The 17,077-nt window shown below is 36.1% G+C and carries 14 protein-coding genes; all 14 read left to right on the forward strand.

Annotated features, from left to right (window positions below; all coding sequences use genetic code 11):
- Nucleotides 1-212: 212 nt before the first annotated feature.
- The 14 genes from AC07XU_RS11800 to AC07XU_RS11865 all read left to right on the forward strand — a co-directional run bounded on the left by AC07XU_RS11800 (nt 213) and on the right by AC07XU_RS11865 (nt 17,069).
- Nucleotides 213-1,709, forward strand: coding sequence for a tagaturonate reductase (locus tag AC07XU_RS11800; RefSeq protein ID WP_494943829.1), 1,497 nt, complete (start codon nt 213-215; stop codon nt 1,707-1,709).
- 9 nt (nt 1,710-1,718) lie between these two features.
- Nucleotides 1,719-3,362, forward strand: coding sequence for a UxaA family hydrolase (locus tag AC07XU_RS11805; protein WP_494943830.1), 1,644 nt, complete (start codon nt 1,719-1,721; stop codon nt 3,360-3,362).
- 113 nt (nt 3,363-3,475) lie between these two features.
- A complete protein-coding gene (kduI, locus tag AC07XU_RS11810) occupies nt 3,476-4,306 on the forward strand; it encodes a 5-dehydro-4-deoxy-D-glucuronate isomerase (RefSeq protein WP_494943831.1) in 831 nt (276 codons plus the stop codon).
- Nucleotides 4,307-4,469: 163 nt separating this feature from the next.
- A complete protein-coding gene (locus AC07XU_RS11815; protein WP_494943832.1) occupies nt 4,470-5,282 on the forward strand; it encodes an SDR family oxidoreductase in 813 nt (270 codons plus the stop codon).
- Between the two features lie 69 nt (nt 5,283-5,351).
- The gene (gene uxaC, locus AC07XU_RS11820; RefSeq protein ID WP_494943833.1) at nt 5,352-6,752 is read left to right on the forward strand and encodes a glucuronate isomerase; all 1,401 of its coding nucleotides are present in this window, start codon (nt 5,352-5,354) and stop codon (nt 6,750-6,752) included.
- Between the two features lie 3 nt (nt 6,753-6,755).
- Entirely contained in the window at nt 6,756-7,772 is a 1,017-nt protein-coding gene (locus AC07XU_RS11825) for a PfkB family carbohydrate kinase (protein ID WP_494943834.1), read from the forward strand.
- Complete coding sequence (locus tag AC07XU_RS11830) at nt 7,765-8,433, forward strand: beta/alpha barrel domain-containing protein (RefSeq protein WP_494943835.1); 669 nt, start codon at nt 7,765-7,767, stop codon at nt 8,431-8,433. The genes AC07XU_RS11825 and AC07XU_RS11830 overlap by 8 nt, the downstream gene beginning before the upstream one ends.
- Nucleotides 8,434-8,534: 101 nt before the next feature.
- The gene (locus AC07XU_RS11835; RefSeq protein WP_494943836.1) at nt 8,535-10,109 is read left to right on the forward strand and encodes an MFS transporter; all 1,575 of its coding nucleotides are present in this window, start codon (nt 8,535-8,537) and stop codon (nt 10,107-10,109) included.
- Between the two features lie 3 nt (nt 10,110-10,112).
- Nucleotides 10,113-11,738: an NADP-dependent glyceraldehyde-3-phosphate dehydrogenase gene (locus AC07XU_RS11840; protein WP_494943837.1), complete on the forward strand. Its 1,626-nt coding sequence runs from the start codon at nt 10,113-10,115 to the stop codon at nt 11,736-11,738.
- 344 nt (nt 11,739-12,082) lie between these two features.
- Nucleotides 12,083-12,652, forward strand: coding sequence for a UbiX family flavin prenyltransferase (locus AC07XU_RS11845; RefSeq protein ID WP_494943838.1), 570 nt, complete (start codon nt 12,083-12,085; stop codon nt 12,650-12,652).
- A 2-nt stretch (nt 12,653-12,654) separates the two neighbouring features.
- Nucleotides 12,655-13,428, forward strand: coding sequence for a hypothetical protein (locus AC07XU_RS11850; RefSeq protein WP_494943839.1), 774 nt, complete (start codon nt 12,655-12,657; stop codon nt 13,426-13,428).
- A gap of 176 nt (nt 13,429-13,604) precedes the next feature.
- Complete coding sequence (mtaB, locus tag AC07XU_RS11855; RefSeq protein ID WP_494943840.1) at nt 13,605-14,924, forward strand: tRNA (N(6)-L-threonylcarbamoyladenosine(37)-C(2))-methylthiotransferase MtaB; 1,320 nt, start codon at nt 13,605-13,607, stop codon at nt 14,922-14,924.
- A 199-nt stretch (nt 14,925-15,123) separates the two neighbouring features.
- Nucleotides 15,124-16,278 (forward strand): prolipoprotein diacylglyceryl transferase, encoded by a 1,155-nt coding sequence (locus AC07XU_RS11860; RefSeq protein ID WP_494943841.1) that lies wholly within the window; start codon nt 15,124-15,126, stop codon nt 16,276-16,278.
- A 2-nt stretch (nt 16,279-16,280) separates the two neighbouring features.
- Entirely contained in the window at nt 16,281-17,069 is a 789-nt protein-coding gene (locus tag AC07XU_RS11865; protein WP_494943842.1) for an inositol monophosphatase family protein, read from the forward strand.
- The last annotated feature ends 8 nt before the right edge of the window (nt 17,070-17,077 follow it).

Here is a 17,077-nt window from a genome sequence, read left to right on the forward strand (position 1 = left end):
ACAACTGAAGATTGCCAACTGAAATCTCTGACTAAAAACTGTTAACTGAAAACTGTAAACTGGAAACCGAAATCGGGAACGATTGCGCAAATTTTTGCAGTCAAATCGCGTTTAAAGCCATCTAAATTAGGTATTATTGCTATAACCAAATGTTGCAAAGTATGCGCTGTATGCTTTACAACTATTATAAATTGTAACCTGTATTCATAAAAATGATCTTATCTCAAGCAAATCTAAACCTTATCAATAAGGCTGATGTGATTGTGCCACAACCAAATATTTTTGAATTTCCTGAAAAAGTATTGCAATTCGGAACTGGTGTTTTACTACGTGGTTTGCCAGATTATTTTATAGATAAAGCCAACAGACAAGGCGTTTTTAATGGCAGGGTTGCAGTAGTAAAATCTACCAGCGGACCAACCTCAGAATTTGATGCGCAAGATAATTTATACACACTTTGCATCAGAGGGATCTCTAATGGAGCGTTTGTATCAGAAAACATCATTTCATCAGCCATAAGTAGGGTAATTTCTGCTAACGAAAACTGGAACGCCATCCTTGAGATAGCTAAGTCTAAAGATTTAGAAATCATTGTTTCTAATACAACCGAAGTAGGTATTCAATTGGTTCTTGAAAGCATCAATCAAAATCCGCCGGTATCATTTCCTGCCAAGGTATTAGCCGTTTTGCATGAGCGTTACCAATCGCTAGGTTCAACAGCTGCTGGTTTAGTAATTATTGCAACAGAGTTGATACCAGAAAATGGTGCAAAATTAGGTTCAATAGTATTAGAACTGGCAAATTATAATAAGCTCTCGGCAGATTTTATAGCCTGGCTGCAAAGCGAAAATAGATTTTGTAACTCACTAGTAGATAGAATTGTTCCGGGTAAGCCCGATGCTGCAAATTTAGCCAAACTTCAAGAGGAACTTGGTTATGAAGATCAATTGCTATCCATGAGCGAGCCTTATAGTCTTTGGGCAATAGAAGGTGATGCCAAAGTTGCAGAGGTTTTAAGTTTCGCAAAAGTAGATGAAGGGGTAGTAATTGCCGAAGACATTGAAATTTACAGAGAATTAAAAGTTCGTTTGTTAAACGGAACACATACCTTAACATCTGGTATTGCTTATTTATCTGGCATTAGTTTGGTAAAAGATGCCATGCAAAATGAGGAGATTAAAGCATACATCGATAGCTTAATGGCTAATGAAATTGCTCCTGCTATTCCTTATCAAGTTACCGAAGACAAAACAACTAAATTTGCTAGCACTGTAAAAGATCGTTTTGCTAATCCTTCTATCGAGCATTTGTGGTTAAATATCACTTTTCAGTACAGTATGAAGATGAAAATCCGTATTTTACCATTGTTGCTTAATCACTATAAATTATTTAACAGCGTTCCAGAAAATATCGCTTTTGGTTTTGCAGCTTATTTAACTTTCATGGATGTGGCAAATGAAAAGGATGGTAAATTTTACGGATCTTATCAAGGCAACCCATATCTAATTACAGATGATAGTGCAAGCTATTTTAATGAAATTGCCAAAGAAAATTATCCATCAGCTGTGCTACAAGATGTTGATTTTTGGAAAGCAGATTTAACACTTTTGCCAGGTTTTACAGATGCGGTAATAGAAAAATATAATTTGATTGCTGAAAAAGGTATCGTTTCTGCTTTAGCAACTCAAAATTCTACTCAATTAATATAAAATATATAGATGAAACAACAAGTTTTAAAAGTTCATCCTCAAGATAATGTATTGGTCGCTTTAACAGATTTAAAAGCTGGTCAAACGGTAACTTATCAAGGTGCAGATTATGTTTTAGTTGATGATATTGATGCAAAGCATAAGTTTTACATTACTGATATGAACGCAGGCGATGAGGTAAGTATGTACGGAACCTTAGTTGGTAAAGTTCAGTTTACGGTTCGTGCTGGTTCGGTAATGAACACCGATAATTTGAAGCATGCTGCTGCGCCTTATGAATATCGTCCGTATCGTTACAGCTGGCAAGCACCAGATGTTTCTAAATTCGTAGGTAGAACATTTAATGGCTACCACCGTGCAGATGGCAAAGTTGGTACAGCAAATTATTGGTTGTTTATACCAACAGTGTTTTGCGAAAACCGCAATTTAGATGTAATTAGAGAAGCTTTACATAACGAATTGGGTTATGCAGTAACCGCAAAATATAAAAGTTATACCAAACATTTGGTTGAAGCTTATAAGCATGGTGTTGATATTTCATCTTTAGAAGCTCCACTTTCTTTTGAAGGAACTACAGCAGACCGCCCATTTAAAAATATTGATGGAATTAAATTTTTAAACCATCAAGGTGGATGCGGTGGAATTAGACAAGATGCGGCAATTTTAAGTAAATTATTGGCTGCTTATGCCGATCATCCAAACGTTGCTGGCGTAACAGTTTTAAGTTTAGGTTGCCAGAATTTACAGGTTCAAGATTTTACCAATGATTTAAAAGAACGTAACCCGAATTTTAATAAGCCAATGTTCATTTTTGAGCAGCAGCAATCGCAAAGCGAAGAAAATTTAATTGCATCAGCTATCAAAAAAACTTTTGAAGGTTTGGTAGAAGCCAATAAAATTGAACGCCAACCTGCACCTTTAAGCAAAATGAATGTAGGTGTAAAATGTGGTGGTAGCGATGGTTTTAGCGGCATTTCAGCAAATCCGGCAGTAGGTTATTGTTCAGATTTGTTAGTTGGTTTAGGAGCTACAGTTTTGTTGGCAGAGTTTCCAGAATTATGTGGAGCCGAGCAAGATTTAATTGACCGTACAAAAGACGAAACTGCTGCTAAAAAATTCATCAGTTTAATGGGTGCATACAGTCAGGCGGCAGAAAATGCAGGCTCAGGTTTTCACATGAACCCATCGCCAGGTAACATTAAAGATGGTTTAATTACCGATGCGATAAAAAGCAATGGTGCAGCCAAAAAAGGTGGTTCGTCTCCTGTTGAAGATGTTTTAGATTATACCGAACCAAGTACTAAACATGGTTTAAACTTAGTTTGTACGCCTGGTAACGATGTAGAAGCAACAACAGGTAAAGCTGCTAGTGGAGCAACACTAATTTTATTTACAACAGGTTTGGGTACGCCAACAGGTAATCCAGTTTGTCCCGTAATTAAAGTTTCTACCAACAATGCTTTAACCAAAAGAATGGGCGATATTATTGATATCAATACCGGGCCAGTAATTGAAGGCGAAAAAACCATTGAAGAAATGGGCGAAGATATTTTAGAATATTGCATTAAAGCTGCCAGTGGCGAAGTAATTCCTAAATCAGTTTTACTTAATCAAGATGATTTTATTCCTTGGAAAAGAGGAGTGTCATTATAAAACATAACCGTCGTATCGAACGCAGCGCAGAGGTATCTGTTTTGTAAATGCGCAGAACCAACAGATTTCTCCCGATGAATTATCGGTTCGCAATGACGAATAAAAAAATAAAAATGAAAATTATACAACACGTACATTCAGAAGATTTTAAAACTTACGGAACTGATAAAATCAGGGAACGTTTTTTATTAGATGATTTAAAGGAAAAAGACAAAGCAAACTTTGTTTATTCGCATTACGATAGAATGGTTACTGGTTTAATTACGCCAACAACCAAAGTTGTGCCTTTAGGTACTTATGATATTTTGCGTGCTGAGTTTTTCTTAGAACGAAGAGAGATGGGTGTAATCAACGTTGGTGGCGCAGGTACAATCATCGCCGACGGAACCACTTACAATTTAGCGAAGTTAGATTGTTTATATATGGGTAAAGGTGTAAAAGAAATTAGTTTCAGCAGTGCTGATGCTAATAATCCAGCTGTATTCTATATTTTATCAGCGCCTGCTCATGCAACTTATCCAACCACTTATTTGCAAAATGCCGATGCTTTTTCTGCTCGATTAGGAAGCGTAGAAACCGCTAATGAGCGTAAAATTATGCGTTATATCCATAAAGATGGGATCCAAAGTTGTCAATTGGTAATGGGTTTAACCATTCTTTCTACAGGTAGTGTTTGGAATACCATTCCGCCTCATACGCACGACCGCAGAATGGAAGTTTATTTCTATTTTGACGTTGATGAAGAGCATCGTGTGTTTCATTACATGGGCGAACCACAAGAAACGCGTCACATTATCGTAGCTAATCATGAGGCAGTTTTGTCTCCAACTTGGAGCATTCATGCAGGTAGCGGAACAAAAAATTACAGTTTCATTTGGGGTATGGCAGGCGAAAACCTCGACTATGCCGATATGGATACATTTGGAGTGAAAGAATTAAAATAGTTAAGTACGGTTCGTGTCTCAACGAAACGAAAGCTAGTAAATGGTTCGTGGAGACACGACCCAAGGCATAAAGTAGTTTCACCACAAAGACACAAACTACACCAAGAATTTAGCAACACAACTTTGTGATCTTAGTGTCTTGGTGGTTAAAAAGATAATCAAAATGGAACAATTTTCTTTAGAAGGTAAAGTAATCGTAGTAACTGGCGGAACAGGAATTTTAGGTAATTCATTTGTTAATGCCATAGTTGAGGCAGGTGGTGCAGTTGGTATTTTAGGCAGAAACGAAGCTATCGCAAATGAAAGAGCAGATGCTATCAATAAAAACGGTGGTAAAGCCATTGCGCTAATTGCCGATGCAATGGACGAAGCACAATTGATTGCTGCCAGAGAAAAAATCATTGCTGCTTTTGGTAAAATTGATGGTTTGGTAAATGCGGCTGGTGGCAACATGCCAGATGGTGTTTTACAACCAGAAGAAAGTGTATTTGCCATGAAAATGGATGGAATGAAAAAAGTGTTAGACCTAAATTTATGGGGAACACTAATTCCAACTCAAATTTTTGGAGAAGCTATTGCGCAAACAGGTAGAGGAAGTATCGTTAATATTTCATCTATGAATTCTAAAAAGGCAGTAACCAAAGTGTTGGGTTATAACATGGGTAAGGCTGCGGTAGATTGTTATACGCAATGGTTCGCAGTGGAATTGGCCAACCGCTATGGCGATAAAATTAGAATGAATGCTTTAGCACCAGGTTTTTTCCTTACCGAGCAAAACAGAAACTTATTAACTACACCAGATGGTGGTTTTACACCTCGAGGTCAGTCGGTAATTAAACAAACTCCATTTAAACGTTTTGGTGATCCAGATGAATTAAAAGGCGCTTTAGTTTGGTTATTAAGTGATGCATCGCAATTTGTAACAGGCGCAATGATTTGTGTAGATGGTGGTTTCTCTATCTTTAGCGGGGTATAGTGAGTGGCGTCATCCTGAATTTATTTCAGGATCTGTTAAATAATATATTATTAAAAAATACATCACATAGTGAAAAACTTTTTAGACGAAAATTTTTTATTGCAAACCGAAACAGCACAAACGTTGTATCATGAGTTTGCTAAGGATATGCCGATAATTGATTACCATAATCACTTATTGCCAGACCAAATTGCGCAAGACAAAAACTTCGATAATATTACTCAAGTTTGGCTCTATGGTGATCATTACAAATGGAGGGCAATGAGGGCAAACGGTGTTGATGAATATTACATCACTGGAGCTGCTTCTGATTGGGAGAAATTTGAGAAATGGGCAGAAACAGTTCCATATACGTTAAGAAACCCACTTTATCATTGGACACATCTAGAATTACAACGTTATTTCGATATTCACGAAGTACTTTCTTCCGCCAATGCGAAAAAAATATACGACGAGTGTAATAAAAAGTTACAAACCAAAGAATACAGCGTACAAGGTTTGTTGCGTAAAATGAACGTTAAAACTTTATGTACAACCGACGATCCTTTGGATAGTTTAGAATATCATCAACAAATAAAAAACAGCAATGCTGAGGTTGTAGTTTTGCCTGCATTTAGACCAGATAAAGCAATGAATGCTGATGATATTGCTGGTTTAAATACTTATATTGATAAACTGGCTGATTTAACTGGTGGAGCAATTTACAGTTACGAAACTTATTTGTCGGCTTTAAAATCTCGTCATGATTATTTCGCTGCAAATGGTGCATCTGTTTCTGACCATGGTTTAGAGCAAATTTATGCCGAGGATTATACTCAGGAGGAAATCATAGCTATTTTCTTAAAAATAAGAAATCACGAAACAATAAGTTTAGAAGAGAATTTAAAATTCAAATCGGCTATGTTATTTCAATTTGCACTTTGGGACCATGAGAAAGGTTGGGTGCAACAATTTCACTTGGGTGCTTTGAGAAATAACAACGATCGCTTGTTGGCATCTTTGGGTCCAGATACAGGTTTCGATTCAATCGGAGATTTCCCGCAAGGAAAATCATTGGCTAAATTTTTAAATAAGCTAGATTTAAATAATAAATTAGCTAAAACCATTTTATACAATTTAAATCCGGCTGATAATGAGTTAATGGCTACCATGATTGGCAATTACCAAGATGGAACTGTAGCTGGTAAAGTGCAATGGGGTTCTGGTTGGTGGTTTTTGGACCAGAAGCAAGGAATGATTAATCAGATCAATGCACTGTCTAATTTAGGTTTGTTAAGTCAATTTGTAGGAATGTTAACCGATTCGAGAAGTTTCCTTTCTTATCCTCGTCACGAATATTTTAGACGAATTTTATGTGATTTGTTTGGTACAGATGTAGAAAATGGAGAATTGCCGTATGATAAGGAATGGTTAGGACAGGTAATCCAAAATATCTGTTTCAATAACGCAAAAACTTATTTTAATTTTTAAATTATGGGTAAGGTTTTAAATTTTGGTGAACTATTGTTACGCATTTGCCCAGATGGAGATGGTGAATGGCTTGCAGAAAATAAATTGCCGTTTTATGTTGGAGGTGCAGAATTAAATGTAGCAACAGCATTAGCATTGTGGGAGATCCCATCGGCATACTTTACTGCTTTACCAGAAAATTTCATGTCTGAGCAGATTATCGATTACATTAACCATCGCAATGTTGATACTTCAAAAATTCATCATGGTGGCGATAGAATTGGTTTATACTATTTGCCAAAAGGAAAAGACTTAAAAAATGCCGGTGTAATTTACGATAGAGCAAACTCGGCATTTGCCATGTTGCAAACCGGAACTATAGATTGGGATAAGGTTTTAGAAGGTATAACTTGGTTTCATTTTAGCGCTATTTGTCCTGCATTAAATCAGGCAGCTGCCGATGTTTGTTTAGAAGCTGTAAAAGCTGCAAAAGCAAAGGGAATTACCATCTCTATTGATTTAAATTATCGTGCCAAGTTATGGCAGTATGGTAAGCAACCTTCAGAAATTATACCTCAATTAGCTCAATATTGCGATTTAATTATGGGTAACATTTGGGCTGCAGAAAAAATGCTAAATATTCCGGTTCCATCAGGAATTGTAGAAGCTGATGATAAAGATACCTATTTAGCGCAAGCTAAAAAGACTTCAGCAGAAATAATAAATCAGTACCCAAATTGTAAATGGGTGGCAAATACTTTCCGTTTCGATTATAAAAAAGGAATTAGATATTATACTGCACTTTACACAAATGGCGAGCTTTTGGTATCTAAAGAGTATTTATCGGAACAAATTTTAGATAAAGTAGGTAGCGGCGATTGCTTTATGGCTGGTTTAATTTATGGTTTTTATCAAAATAATGATCCATTAAAAACCTTAAATTTTGCTACTGCAGCAGCTTATAATAAATTATACATTCCTAGCGATGCAACAACCGCAACCGTTGCAGACGTACAAAAAACATTAGCAGAAAATGATTAAGAATAAAGAAACCACCATAGCAGCAATTAAAAATCAGGGAATGTTGCCCTTGTTTTATTATGAAGATCCAACCGTAAGTTTAGAAATTGTACGTGCTTTGTATAAAGGTGGCGTTCGAGTTTTCGAATATACCAATAGGGGCAAAGCTGCGCTTGAAAATTTTAAGTTCTTAAAAAATGCGCTAAAAACCGAAATGCAGGATTTGTTTTTAGGGATTGGAACCATCAAAAACACATCAGAATTAAACGATTTTTTAGCGGCCGAGGCTGATTTTATCGTTTGTCCGGTAGTTGATGCTGAAGTTGGAAAAATAACCCACGCCGCCGATAAACTTTGGATACCTGGGTGTATGACACCAACAGAGATTAATGTAGCGCATCAAATGGGAGCGGGTATCATTAAACTTTTTCCTGCAAATATTTTAGGTTCAGATTACTTATCCTCTATTAAAGAACTTTTTCAAGGTCAATTGTTTGTGCCAACTGGCGGAGTAGAAATTGAAGAAAGCAATATAGATAACTGGTTTAAAGCTGGTGTTTGCGCAGTTGGAATGGGCAGTAAATTAGTAAGTAAAAAGATATTAGAGAATAAAGCATACGATGAATTGTATTCGCTAACCACGAAGGCTTTTGAAATCATCAATAAAGTAAAACCAAAATAAAAACTTAAGTTCTTCCCTTTGAGGAGGAATTAAGTGGCAATCAACCAAATATTTAAACTAAACCAATCCTTTTAGGAGTAATTGGGGTTAAATTAAAAACTATGAACCAAACCAAAATTGGCAATTACAGATGGACCATTTGCGCTCTGCTGTTTTTTGCTACAACAGTAAACTATCTTGATAGGCAGGTGTTGAGTTTACTAAAACCCACACTAGAAGAACAGTTCGGCTGGTCTAATAGCGATTATGCAGATATTGCTGCTGTTTTTCAATTTACCTACGCAATAGCAATGTTATTTGCAGGCAGATTTGTAGATAAATTGGGTACAAAATGGGGTTACGGAATTGCAATTATCATTTGGTCTATTGGTGCAATTATACATGCTTATTCAATTTCTATAGGTACGGGTATAGCTTCAGTTTTAACAACTTTTGGTATCGCGGCTTTGCCAGTTTCTATACTTGGTTTTATGTTTTCACGAGCTGTTTTAGCAATTGGAGAATCGGGAAATTTTCCGGCAGCAATTAAAGCTACAGCAGAATATCACCCAAAAAAAGAGCGTTCATTTGCAACCGGTATTTTCAATTCTGGAGCAAACGTTGGTGCAATTTTAGCCCCTTTAACAGTGCCTTATATTGCCGAGCATTGGGGCTGGGAGCGAGCTTTTGAGTTGGTAGGTGCAATTGGTTTTATTTGGTTATTCTTTTGGTTGATGTTTTATGAATCGCCAGAAAAACAAAAAAGATTAAAAGCAGCAGAATTAGCTTACATAAATAGCGATGAAGACGAGGTAGCCGATAAAGCTAACGTGGATAAAGTAGCTTGGTTTAAATTATTGGGCTACAGACAAACTTGGGCCTTTACATTCGGCAAATTTATGACCGACGGAGTTTGGTGGTTTTTCTTGTTCTGGTTGCCAGGTTATTTGAAAGATCAATACGGCATGACTGGCTCTGATATTATGTTGCCACTTTCGGTTTTATATAGTATGACAATGATTGGAAGTATTGGTGGTGGTTGGTTGCCTAAATACTTTGCCGATAAAGGTTATGAAGTTTACGAAGGCAGAATGAAAGCCATGTTTTTAATTGCATTATTTCCCTTGATTGTATTGTTAGCTCAGCCATTGGGCGATATTACTTTCTGGATTCCTGTAGTTTTAATTGGTATAGGTGCTTCTGCACACCAAGCTTGGTCGGCAAATATTTTTACCACAGTATCAGATATGTTTCCAAAAAGAGCAATTGGTTCTGTAGTGGGTATTGGTGGTATGGCCGGTGGTATTGGTGGCGTTTTAATTACTAAAGTTGGAGGTTACATTTTCGATACTTATGCCAACAAAGGTATCTCAGAATCATTTGCAAAGTTTAATGAGCTAGGCAACAACGCTTTTATAAGTCAAATTACTTCTCTCGATTTAGCAAGTAAATATGGCGATAAAGTAAACCTAAACATTATGGCGCTTAATAAATTGCCAGTAGAAGTTGCAGAGCGTTTAAAAGCTATTGATTTAAATCTTTTCAATCAGTTATTAGAGATACAAAAGCCTTTGGTACAGTCAAATATGACTGTTGCCTACACCATTATGTTCGCCTTTTGTGCAGTTGCCTATTTAATTGCATGGTCGGTAATGAAGTTATTAGTTCCAAAATATAAAAAGATTACTGATCTATAAATTATGAGCTTTCAAGAACAATTGGATGCACTCTTTTTAACAGAAGAGCAGATTCCTACTGCCTTTAATTTGGCAGCCGAAGTTAACCAACGTGAATATTTGTCTAATGGAGAAATGTTACCTTGGGCAGGTGATGTACACACCGTTCTTTCGCCAATTTGTATCAAAACAGAAAATGGCTTGCAACGAAAAGTAATTGGTACTTATCCGCTTTGCGATGTTAAAGAAGCAACAGCAGCGCTAGATGCAGCAGTTACCGCTTACAATAACGGCAGGGGAGAATGGCCAACCATGAGTGTTGCTAAACGAATTGAATGTGTCGAAAAGTTTACTCATGCCATTATTGAGAAAAAACAAGAGGTGGTTAAATTAATTATGTGGGAAATTGGTAAAACCATTGGAGACTCTACCAAGGAATTTGACCGAACCATAGAATATATTCAAGCTACAATTGATGCGTTGAAAGACTTAGATCGTCAGTCGTCTGGTTTTACAATGGAGCAAGGGATTGTTGCACAAGTTCGTCGCTCGCCATTAGGCGTGGTTTTGTGTATGGGGCCATTTAATTATCCTTTAAACGAAACCTTTACAACATTAATTCCTGCGTTAATAATGGGCAATACAATTTTGTTTAAACCACCTAAACATGGTACATTATTATTTTATCCACTATTAGAAGCTTTCAAAAACTGTTTTCCAAAAGGTGTGGTTAATACCATTTATGGTCGTGGAAATAAAATCATTCCAGGCTTAATGGAATCAGGAAAAATAAATGTGTTAACGCTTATTGGCTCTAGTAAAGTTGCAAATGAGTTAAAAAAGATGCACCCAAAAGTTAATCGTTTACGGGCCATTTTAGGTTTGGATGCAAAAAATGCAGCAATAATTACAGCAAAGGCTGATTTGAAATTAGCCGTACAAGAAACTGTATTAGGTTCGCTTTCATTTAACGGACAAAGATGTACTGCTTTAAAAATTATTTTTGTTCATCGCAGCTTGGCTGATGAATTTTTAACGCAGCTTACTGCAGCTGTTAATCAGCTAAAATTTGGTATGCCTTGGGTTGATGGAGTTTCGTTAACGCCACTTCCAGAACCTCATAAACCTGCCTATTTAAAAGACGTAATTGATGATGCAGTAGCAAAAGGTGCAAAGGTGATAAACGAAAATGGTGGTGCAACAAATCAATCATTTGTTTTTCCAGCTGTGGTGTATCCAGTTAATGCTCAAATGAAATTGTACACTGAAGAGCAGTTTGGCCCAGTTGTACCGGTTGTACCATTCGATGATCTGGAAGAAACTATCCAATATTTAATCGATTCCACACACGGCCAACAAGTAAGTATTTTTAGTAATGATGATCAAGAAGTAGCTGCATTAATTGATCCTTTAGTAAACCAAGTGAGTAGAGTGAATATCAACTGTCAATGCCAACGCGGACCCGACGTTTTTCCCTTCACTGGTAGAAAAGACAGTGCCGAAGGCACACTTTCTGTTGTAGATGCTTTGCGCTCTTTTTCTATTCGCTCGCTAGTTGCTACTAAGCTAAACGAAAATAATAAGCATTTGCTCAACGAAATTATAGATAGCAATAGTTCCAACTTTTTAAGTACTAAATACCTTTTCTAGATCACTAACACATTTTTTAGTATCCTAGAAAAATATTTTTTTGATCACAATAAATAGATAATAAAAAAAGAGTGTTTAAACTTTCTTTTTGTTTATAAAATTAGTTACATTTGGGCTTACCCTTTCGGGGGTATGTTTTTCATAGGTAGATGTAGGGTCTGAAACTTGTTTCAGGCCCTTTTTTGTTTTTAATGGAATTGTCGTTGCAAGCAAATGAGGAATGTCTGAAAAGTGCCCGATAAACTACAACAGGATTACACTATATTTTATTACATTAATTCAATAAACTAACCTATATATCCCAATCTGTTGATTTGCAACAATCGTATATTTGAGCAAAGATTATGAATAGGAAGAAAAAAATCATCGTAGCTATTACTGGAGCCAGCGGTTCTGTTTATGCAAAAGTTTTGTTTGATAATTTGGTGAAACTATCAGATCAAATAGAAAAAGTTGGTGTAGTAATGTCTGATAATGCTAAAGAAGTTTGGCGTTTTGAGTTAGGTAACGAAGATTATGACAACTATCCATTTACTTTCTATCATAAAATGGATTTCAATGCACCATTTGCATCGGGCTCTGCCAAATACGACACCATGATTATTGTGCCTTGCTCTATGGGTACTTTAGGTCGCATTGCCCATGGCATTTCTAATGATTTAATTTCCCGTGCCGCAGATGTAATCTTAAAAGAAAGAAGGAAACTAATTGCAGTGGTTAGAGATACACCTTATTCTTTAATTCATATCAACAACCTAAAAACTGTTACAGAAGCTGGTGGAATTATCTGTCCAGCCAGTCCGTCATTTTATAGTTTGCCAAAAACCATAGAAGATGTGGCATATACAGTGGTAAGTAGAGTTATTGATTTGGCTGGCTTAGAACAAAATAGCTACCGTTGGAATGAGGAATAGTTATGCAGAAAGCAAAAAGATTAGACATTAATAGATGGACATACCCAATAATTGCATTGGGAGTTAATTTCATCCTTTTTCAATCTTTTCATCATGGTGAGTATGGCGGAGGAATTGTTGTATTCCTAACGTTTCCAATAATTTTCTTAGTAAGTTTTGCTTTTACCATTATTCATTCTGTTTTGCAAAGAAAGAGTATTGAAACGAAATTCTTTCAGGTTGGCGCTACCTGTTTTGTTATCCTTTTGAGTTATTTTCTTTTCCCAACAGAAAACACACCGATTTCCGTTATAAAAAAAATGAGGAAAACGGCTCATAATTATAATAGTATAACAATTAACGACTATTTCTTGGAAAGCCGTTTTGAAAACTATGAAAGAATTGTAGCGGCTAAAAAGAAATTTGAAAACATACTTCCAGATACGTCATTCGGCGTTAATGTTTACCGTCTTTATGAATATGGAAATTTTGTGGAAAACTATGGAATTATGTTTCATAAAGGAAAACCAAGCTCTACAAACGATAAGGTAGTTATTGAAAAGTTGGATAATAATAATTATAAATTTACTGAAAATTTTTCTGAAAATAGTTTGACATTTAATGCAAGCCGAAGCCAAATTAGTACTGTAAAAGGTAGATTAGACAGCTTTACAGTTTTTGGTACTGGTTTTAGAAAAGAGCCAAATATAAAAACCGCTGAAACTAATATGATTTTAAAATCGGCAACTCCAGATAAGGAGTTTTTTGCTTACAAGATATTTTATTGGTTACTTTAGTTAATCTTGAATTAACTAAGAATTGAAAACTGTAAACTGAAACTGAATGTAAGGTTTCAAATCATTCTCAAATCTCACATCTTATTGTAAATTTTAACCAACACTTAAGTCTCATATCTCAAATCTAACATCTCAAATCTCTTTAGTCACATCAAATTCTTATCTTTGCAACCTCAATGAAAAAAGTTGCATTTTATACACTTGGCTGTAAGCTAAATTTCTCAGAAACCTCTTCAATTGGTCGTTTGTTTACCGATGCTGGTTATGCTGTGGTAAATTTTACAGCAGGTGCTGATGTTTATGTGATTAATACCTGTTCGGTAACCGATCACGCAGATAAAAAATGCAGAAAAGTTGTTAAAGAAGCACTTAAATATTCGCCGAATGCTTACGTGACCATTGTTGGGTGTTATGCCCAGTTAAAACCAACTGAAATAGCCGAAATTGAAGGTGTTGATATGGTTTTAGGTGCTGCAGAAAAATTCAGAATTGTTGAGTTTATTTCTGATTTAACTAAGAATCCGAAGGCAGTTGTTCATCAACAAAATATTGAAAAAGTAAACCATAATTTTGTTGCCGCATATTCAATTGGCGATAGAACCCGTACTTTTTTGAAAGTACAAGATGGTTGCGATTATCCTTGTACCTATTGTACAATTCCTTTAGCCAGAGGCGGAAGTAGGAGTGACACCATTGAAAACGTGGTTAATCGTGCTACGCAAATTGCAGCAAGTGGCGTAAAAGAAATTGTATTAACTGGTGTTAATTTGGGCGATTTTGGAATTAGAGATGGCCAGCGTAAAGACAAATTTTTCGATCTGGTTAAAGCTTTAGACGAAGTTGAAGGAATTGAGCGCATTCGTATTTCATCAATCGAACCAAATTTATTGAGCAACGAAATCATCGAATTTGTGGCTACTTCTAAGCGCTTTGTTCCTCACTTTCATATCCCGTTGCAATCAGGTTCTAATAAAATTTTAGGCTTGATGAAAAGACGTTACCAACGTGAATTGTACACTGAACGTGTAGCGAAAATCAAGGCTGTAATGCCTAACTGCTGTATAGGCGTTGATGTTATTGTAGGTTTTCCAGGCGAAACCCAAGAAGATTTTTTAGATACTTATCAATTCTTAAACGAATTAGATATTTCATATTTACACGTTTTTACCTACTCAGAACGTGAGCAAACAGAAGCAGCTACAATGAAAGGTAAAGTTGCTGGAAGTACACGTTTCGAAAGAAACAAAATGTTGCATATCCTCTCTGATAAAAAAAGAAGAGCTTTTTACCAATCGCAAATTGGTTCAACTGCCCAAGTTCTTTTTGAAGACGATCAAAAAAATGGATTTATGCATGGCTTTACCAAAAACTATGTGAAAGTAAAGGCTAAATACGATCCTATCATGGTAAACGAGCTTAAAGATGTGAAGTTAGTAGAGTTGCTTGCCGACGGAGAAGTTGAAGTTGCTGAATTAGAGACAGTTTACAGTCATTAGTTTTATATCTTTTTTCATTAGTCGTCTTTCAACCTAGGTGTTTAGTCTTCCCAACTTCCCATCTTTCGGACTTTCGGACTTCCCGACTTTCCAACTTCTCAACTTCCCGACTTCCCGACTTTCCAACTTTCACCTTTCTTTGGTCTTTAAGCTTTAGTCTTTCACCTTTGTTTATTATCTTCGCCTAAACTTTTTTACTATGTTTCCTACCGTTTCGCACTTTTTAAACTATTTGTTTGGTATAGATGTACCATTACCCTTTAATACTTTTGGCGTATTTGTGGCATTAGCTTTTGTAGCCGGATATTGGGCGTTTAGTAAAGAGTTGCAACGTAAAGAGGCTTTAGGAATTCTTAAGCCTACAAAAAGAACAGTAACCATTGGCGAGCCAGCATCTTTTGTTGAATTGGCATCAAATGCGTTTTTTGGTTTCATTATTGGCTATAAACTCATTTATGCTTTATTAAACTATAAACTGTTTGTAAACGATGCTCAAACAGTTATTTTATCGCTTAAGGGTAATGTTTTGGGTGGTTTGGCATTAGCAGCATTATTTACCTATTGGGATTATAAAGAGAAAGAAAAAACAAAATTACCTAAACCAAAAACAGTTGAAGTAACTGTTCGTCCGCATGAGTTGATGAGCAATTTAATTGTTTGGGCAGCTGTTTGGGGATTTCTTGGAGCAAAGATTTTTGACAATTTAGAGCATTGGGATACATTTATACAAGATCCAATTGGCGGACTTTTATCTTTCAGCGGTTTAACATTTTACGGTGGTTTAATTTGTGGCGGTGCTGCAGTATTATACATCGCTTACAAAAATGGAATTAAACCATTACACATGCTTGATGTTGGTGGTCCGGGAATGATGTTGGCCTATAGTGTTGGTCGGATTGGCTGTCACTTGTCTGGCGATGGCGATTGGGGTATACCAAATTTAAATCCAAAGCCCTTTACCTGGTTGCCAGATTGGCTTTGGGCATACACCTATCCAAATAACGTAGCAAATGAAGGTAATCCGATTGCGGGATGCGTTGGTAAATATTGTAACGAATTAGCTCAGCCAGTTTATCCAACTCCAATTTATGAAGTTGTATTGGCTTTCATCATCTTTTTAATTTTATGGAATATCCGTAAACAAATTAAACTACCAGGAATGATGTTTGGCATTTATCTAATTTTTAATGGTTTAGAACGCTTCTTCATCGAATTAATTCGTGTCAATTCAAAATATACAGTTGCAGGAATTCCATTTACTCAAGCAGAATTAATTTCAACAATATTATTTATTTCTGGCTGTATTTTGGTAGGGTATTCTATTAAAAACAAAGAAAAACACGCAAACTATTAATTATGAACTACGAATTGCTTTGTGCTAAAGTTGTTGCTACTACACGTTTAACGGGTAATTTTATCCGTAAGGAAGCTATGGCTTTTGATGCAAATGCAATTGAGTATAAAGGTTTAAATGACATGGTTTCTTATGTAGATAAAAATGCAGAGAAACAATTGGTCAAAAACCTTTCAAAAATACTTCCCGGATCAGGATTTATAACAGAGGAAGATACAGAAAACATTACCGACAAAACTTATACTTGGATCATTGATCCGCTAGATGGCACTACTAACTTTATACATGGCATACCAACTTACGCAGTTAGCGTTGCCTTATATGAAGAGAATGAGCCTGTAATTGGCGTAGTTTATGAGATTAATAGGGGAGAGATGTTTTCTACTTTTAAAGGTGGAGCTGCTTTTTTAAACAATAAGCCAATCCATGTTTCAAAAAATGGAAATTTATCTCAAAGCTTATTGGCTACAGGTTTTCCATATTATCAGTTTGATAAACAACCACAATACATGCAGCTTTTTACAGAAATGATGCAGAAATGCCATGGTTTAAGGCGTATTGGTTCTGCCGCTGTAGATTTAGCTTACGTTGCTTGCGGTAGGTTCGATGCTTTTTTCGAATACAATTTAAACGCTTACGATGTAGCAGCCGGAGCTTATCTTGTACAGCAAGCTGGCGGCAAAGTGATGAACTTTAGTGGTGGCGCTGAATTTTTAGAAACCAGAGAAATGTTAGCTACAAATGGAATTGTGAGTGGTGAAATTTTAGCTACGATTAAAAAGCATTTTTAATGTTGGCC

This window comes from Pedobacter sp. GW456-11-11-14-TSB4 (genome assembly GCF_059424425.1).

Excerpts from the sequence above, each read along its gene's own strand:
- AC07XU_RS11800 (WP_494943829.1), top strand. The coding sequence starts at position 213 with ATGATCTTATCTCAAGCAAATCTAAACCTTATCAATAAGGCTGATGTG.
- AC07XU_RS11805 (WP_494943830.1), top strand. The coding sequence starts at position 1,719 with ATGAAACAACAAGTTTTAAAAGTTCATCCTCAAGATAATGTATTGGTC.
- kduI (WP_494943831.1), top strand. The coding sequence starts at position 3,476 with ATGAAAATTATACAACACGTACATTCAGAAGATTTTAAAACTTACGGA.
- AC07XU_RS11815 (WP_494943832.1), top strand. The coding sequence starts at position 4,470 with ATGGAACAATTTTCTTTAGAAGGTAAAGTAATCGTAGTAACTGGCGGA.
- AC07XU_RS11825 (WP_494943834.1), top strand. The coding sequence starts at position 6,756 with ATGGGTAAGGTTTTAAATTTTGGTGAACTATTGTTACGCATTTGCCCA.
- AC07XU_RS11830 (WP_494943835.1), top strand. The coding sequence starts at position 7,765 with ATGATTAAGAATAAAGAAACCACCATAGCAGCAATTAAAAATCAGGGA.
- AC07XU_RS11835 (WP_494943836.1), top strand. The coding sequence starts at position 8,535 with ATGAACCAAACCAAAATTGGCAATTACAGATGGACCATTTGCGCTCTG.
- AC07XU_RS11840 (WP_494943837.1), top strand. The coding sequence starts at position 10,113 with ATGAGCTTTCAAGAACAATTGGATGCACTCTTTTTAACAGAAGAGCAG.
- AC07XU_RS11845 (WP_494943838.1), top strand. The coding sequence starts at position 12,083 with ATGAATAGGAAGAAAAAAATCATCGTAGCTATTACTGGAGCCAGCGGT.
- AC07XU_RS11850 (WP_494943839.1), top strand. The coding sequence starts at position 12,655 with ATGCAGAAAGCAAAAAGATTAGACATTAATAGATGGACATACCCAATA.
- mtaB (WP_494943840.1), top strand. The coding sequence starts at position 13,605 with ATGAAAAAAGTTGCATTTTATACACTTGGCTGTAAGCTAAATTTCTCA.
- AC07XU_RS11860 (WP_494943841.1), top strand. The coding sequence starts at position 15,124 with ATGTTTCCTACCGTTTCGCACTTTTTAAACTATTTGTTTGGTATAGAT.
- AC07XU_RS11865 (WP_494943842.1), top strand. The coding sequence starts at position 16,281 with ATGAACTACGAATTGCTTTGTGCTAAAGTTGTTGCTACTACACGTTTA.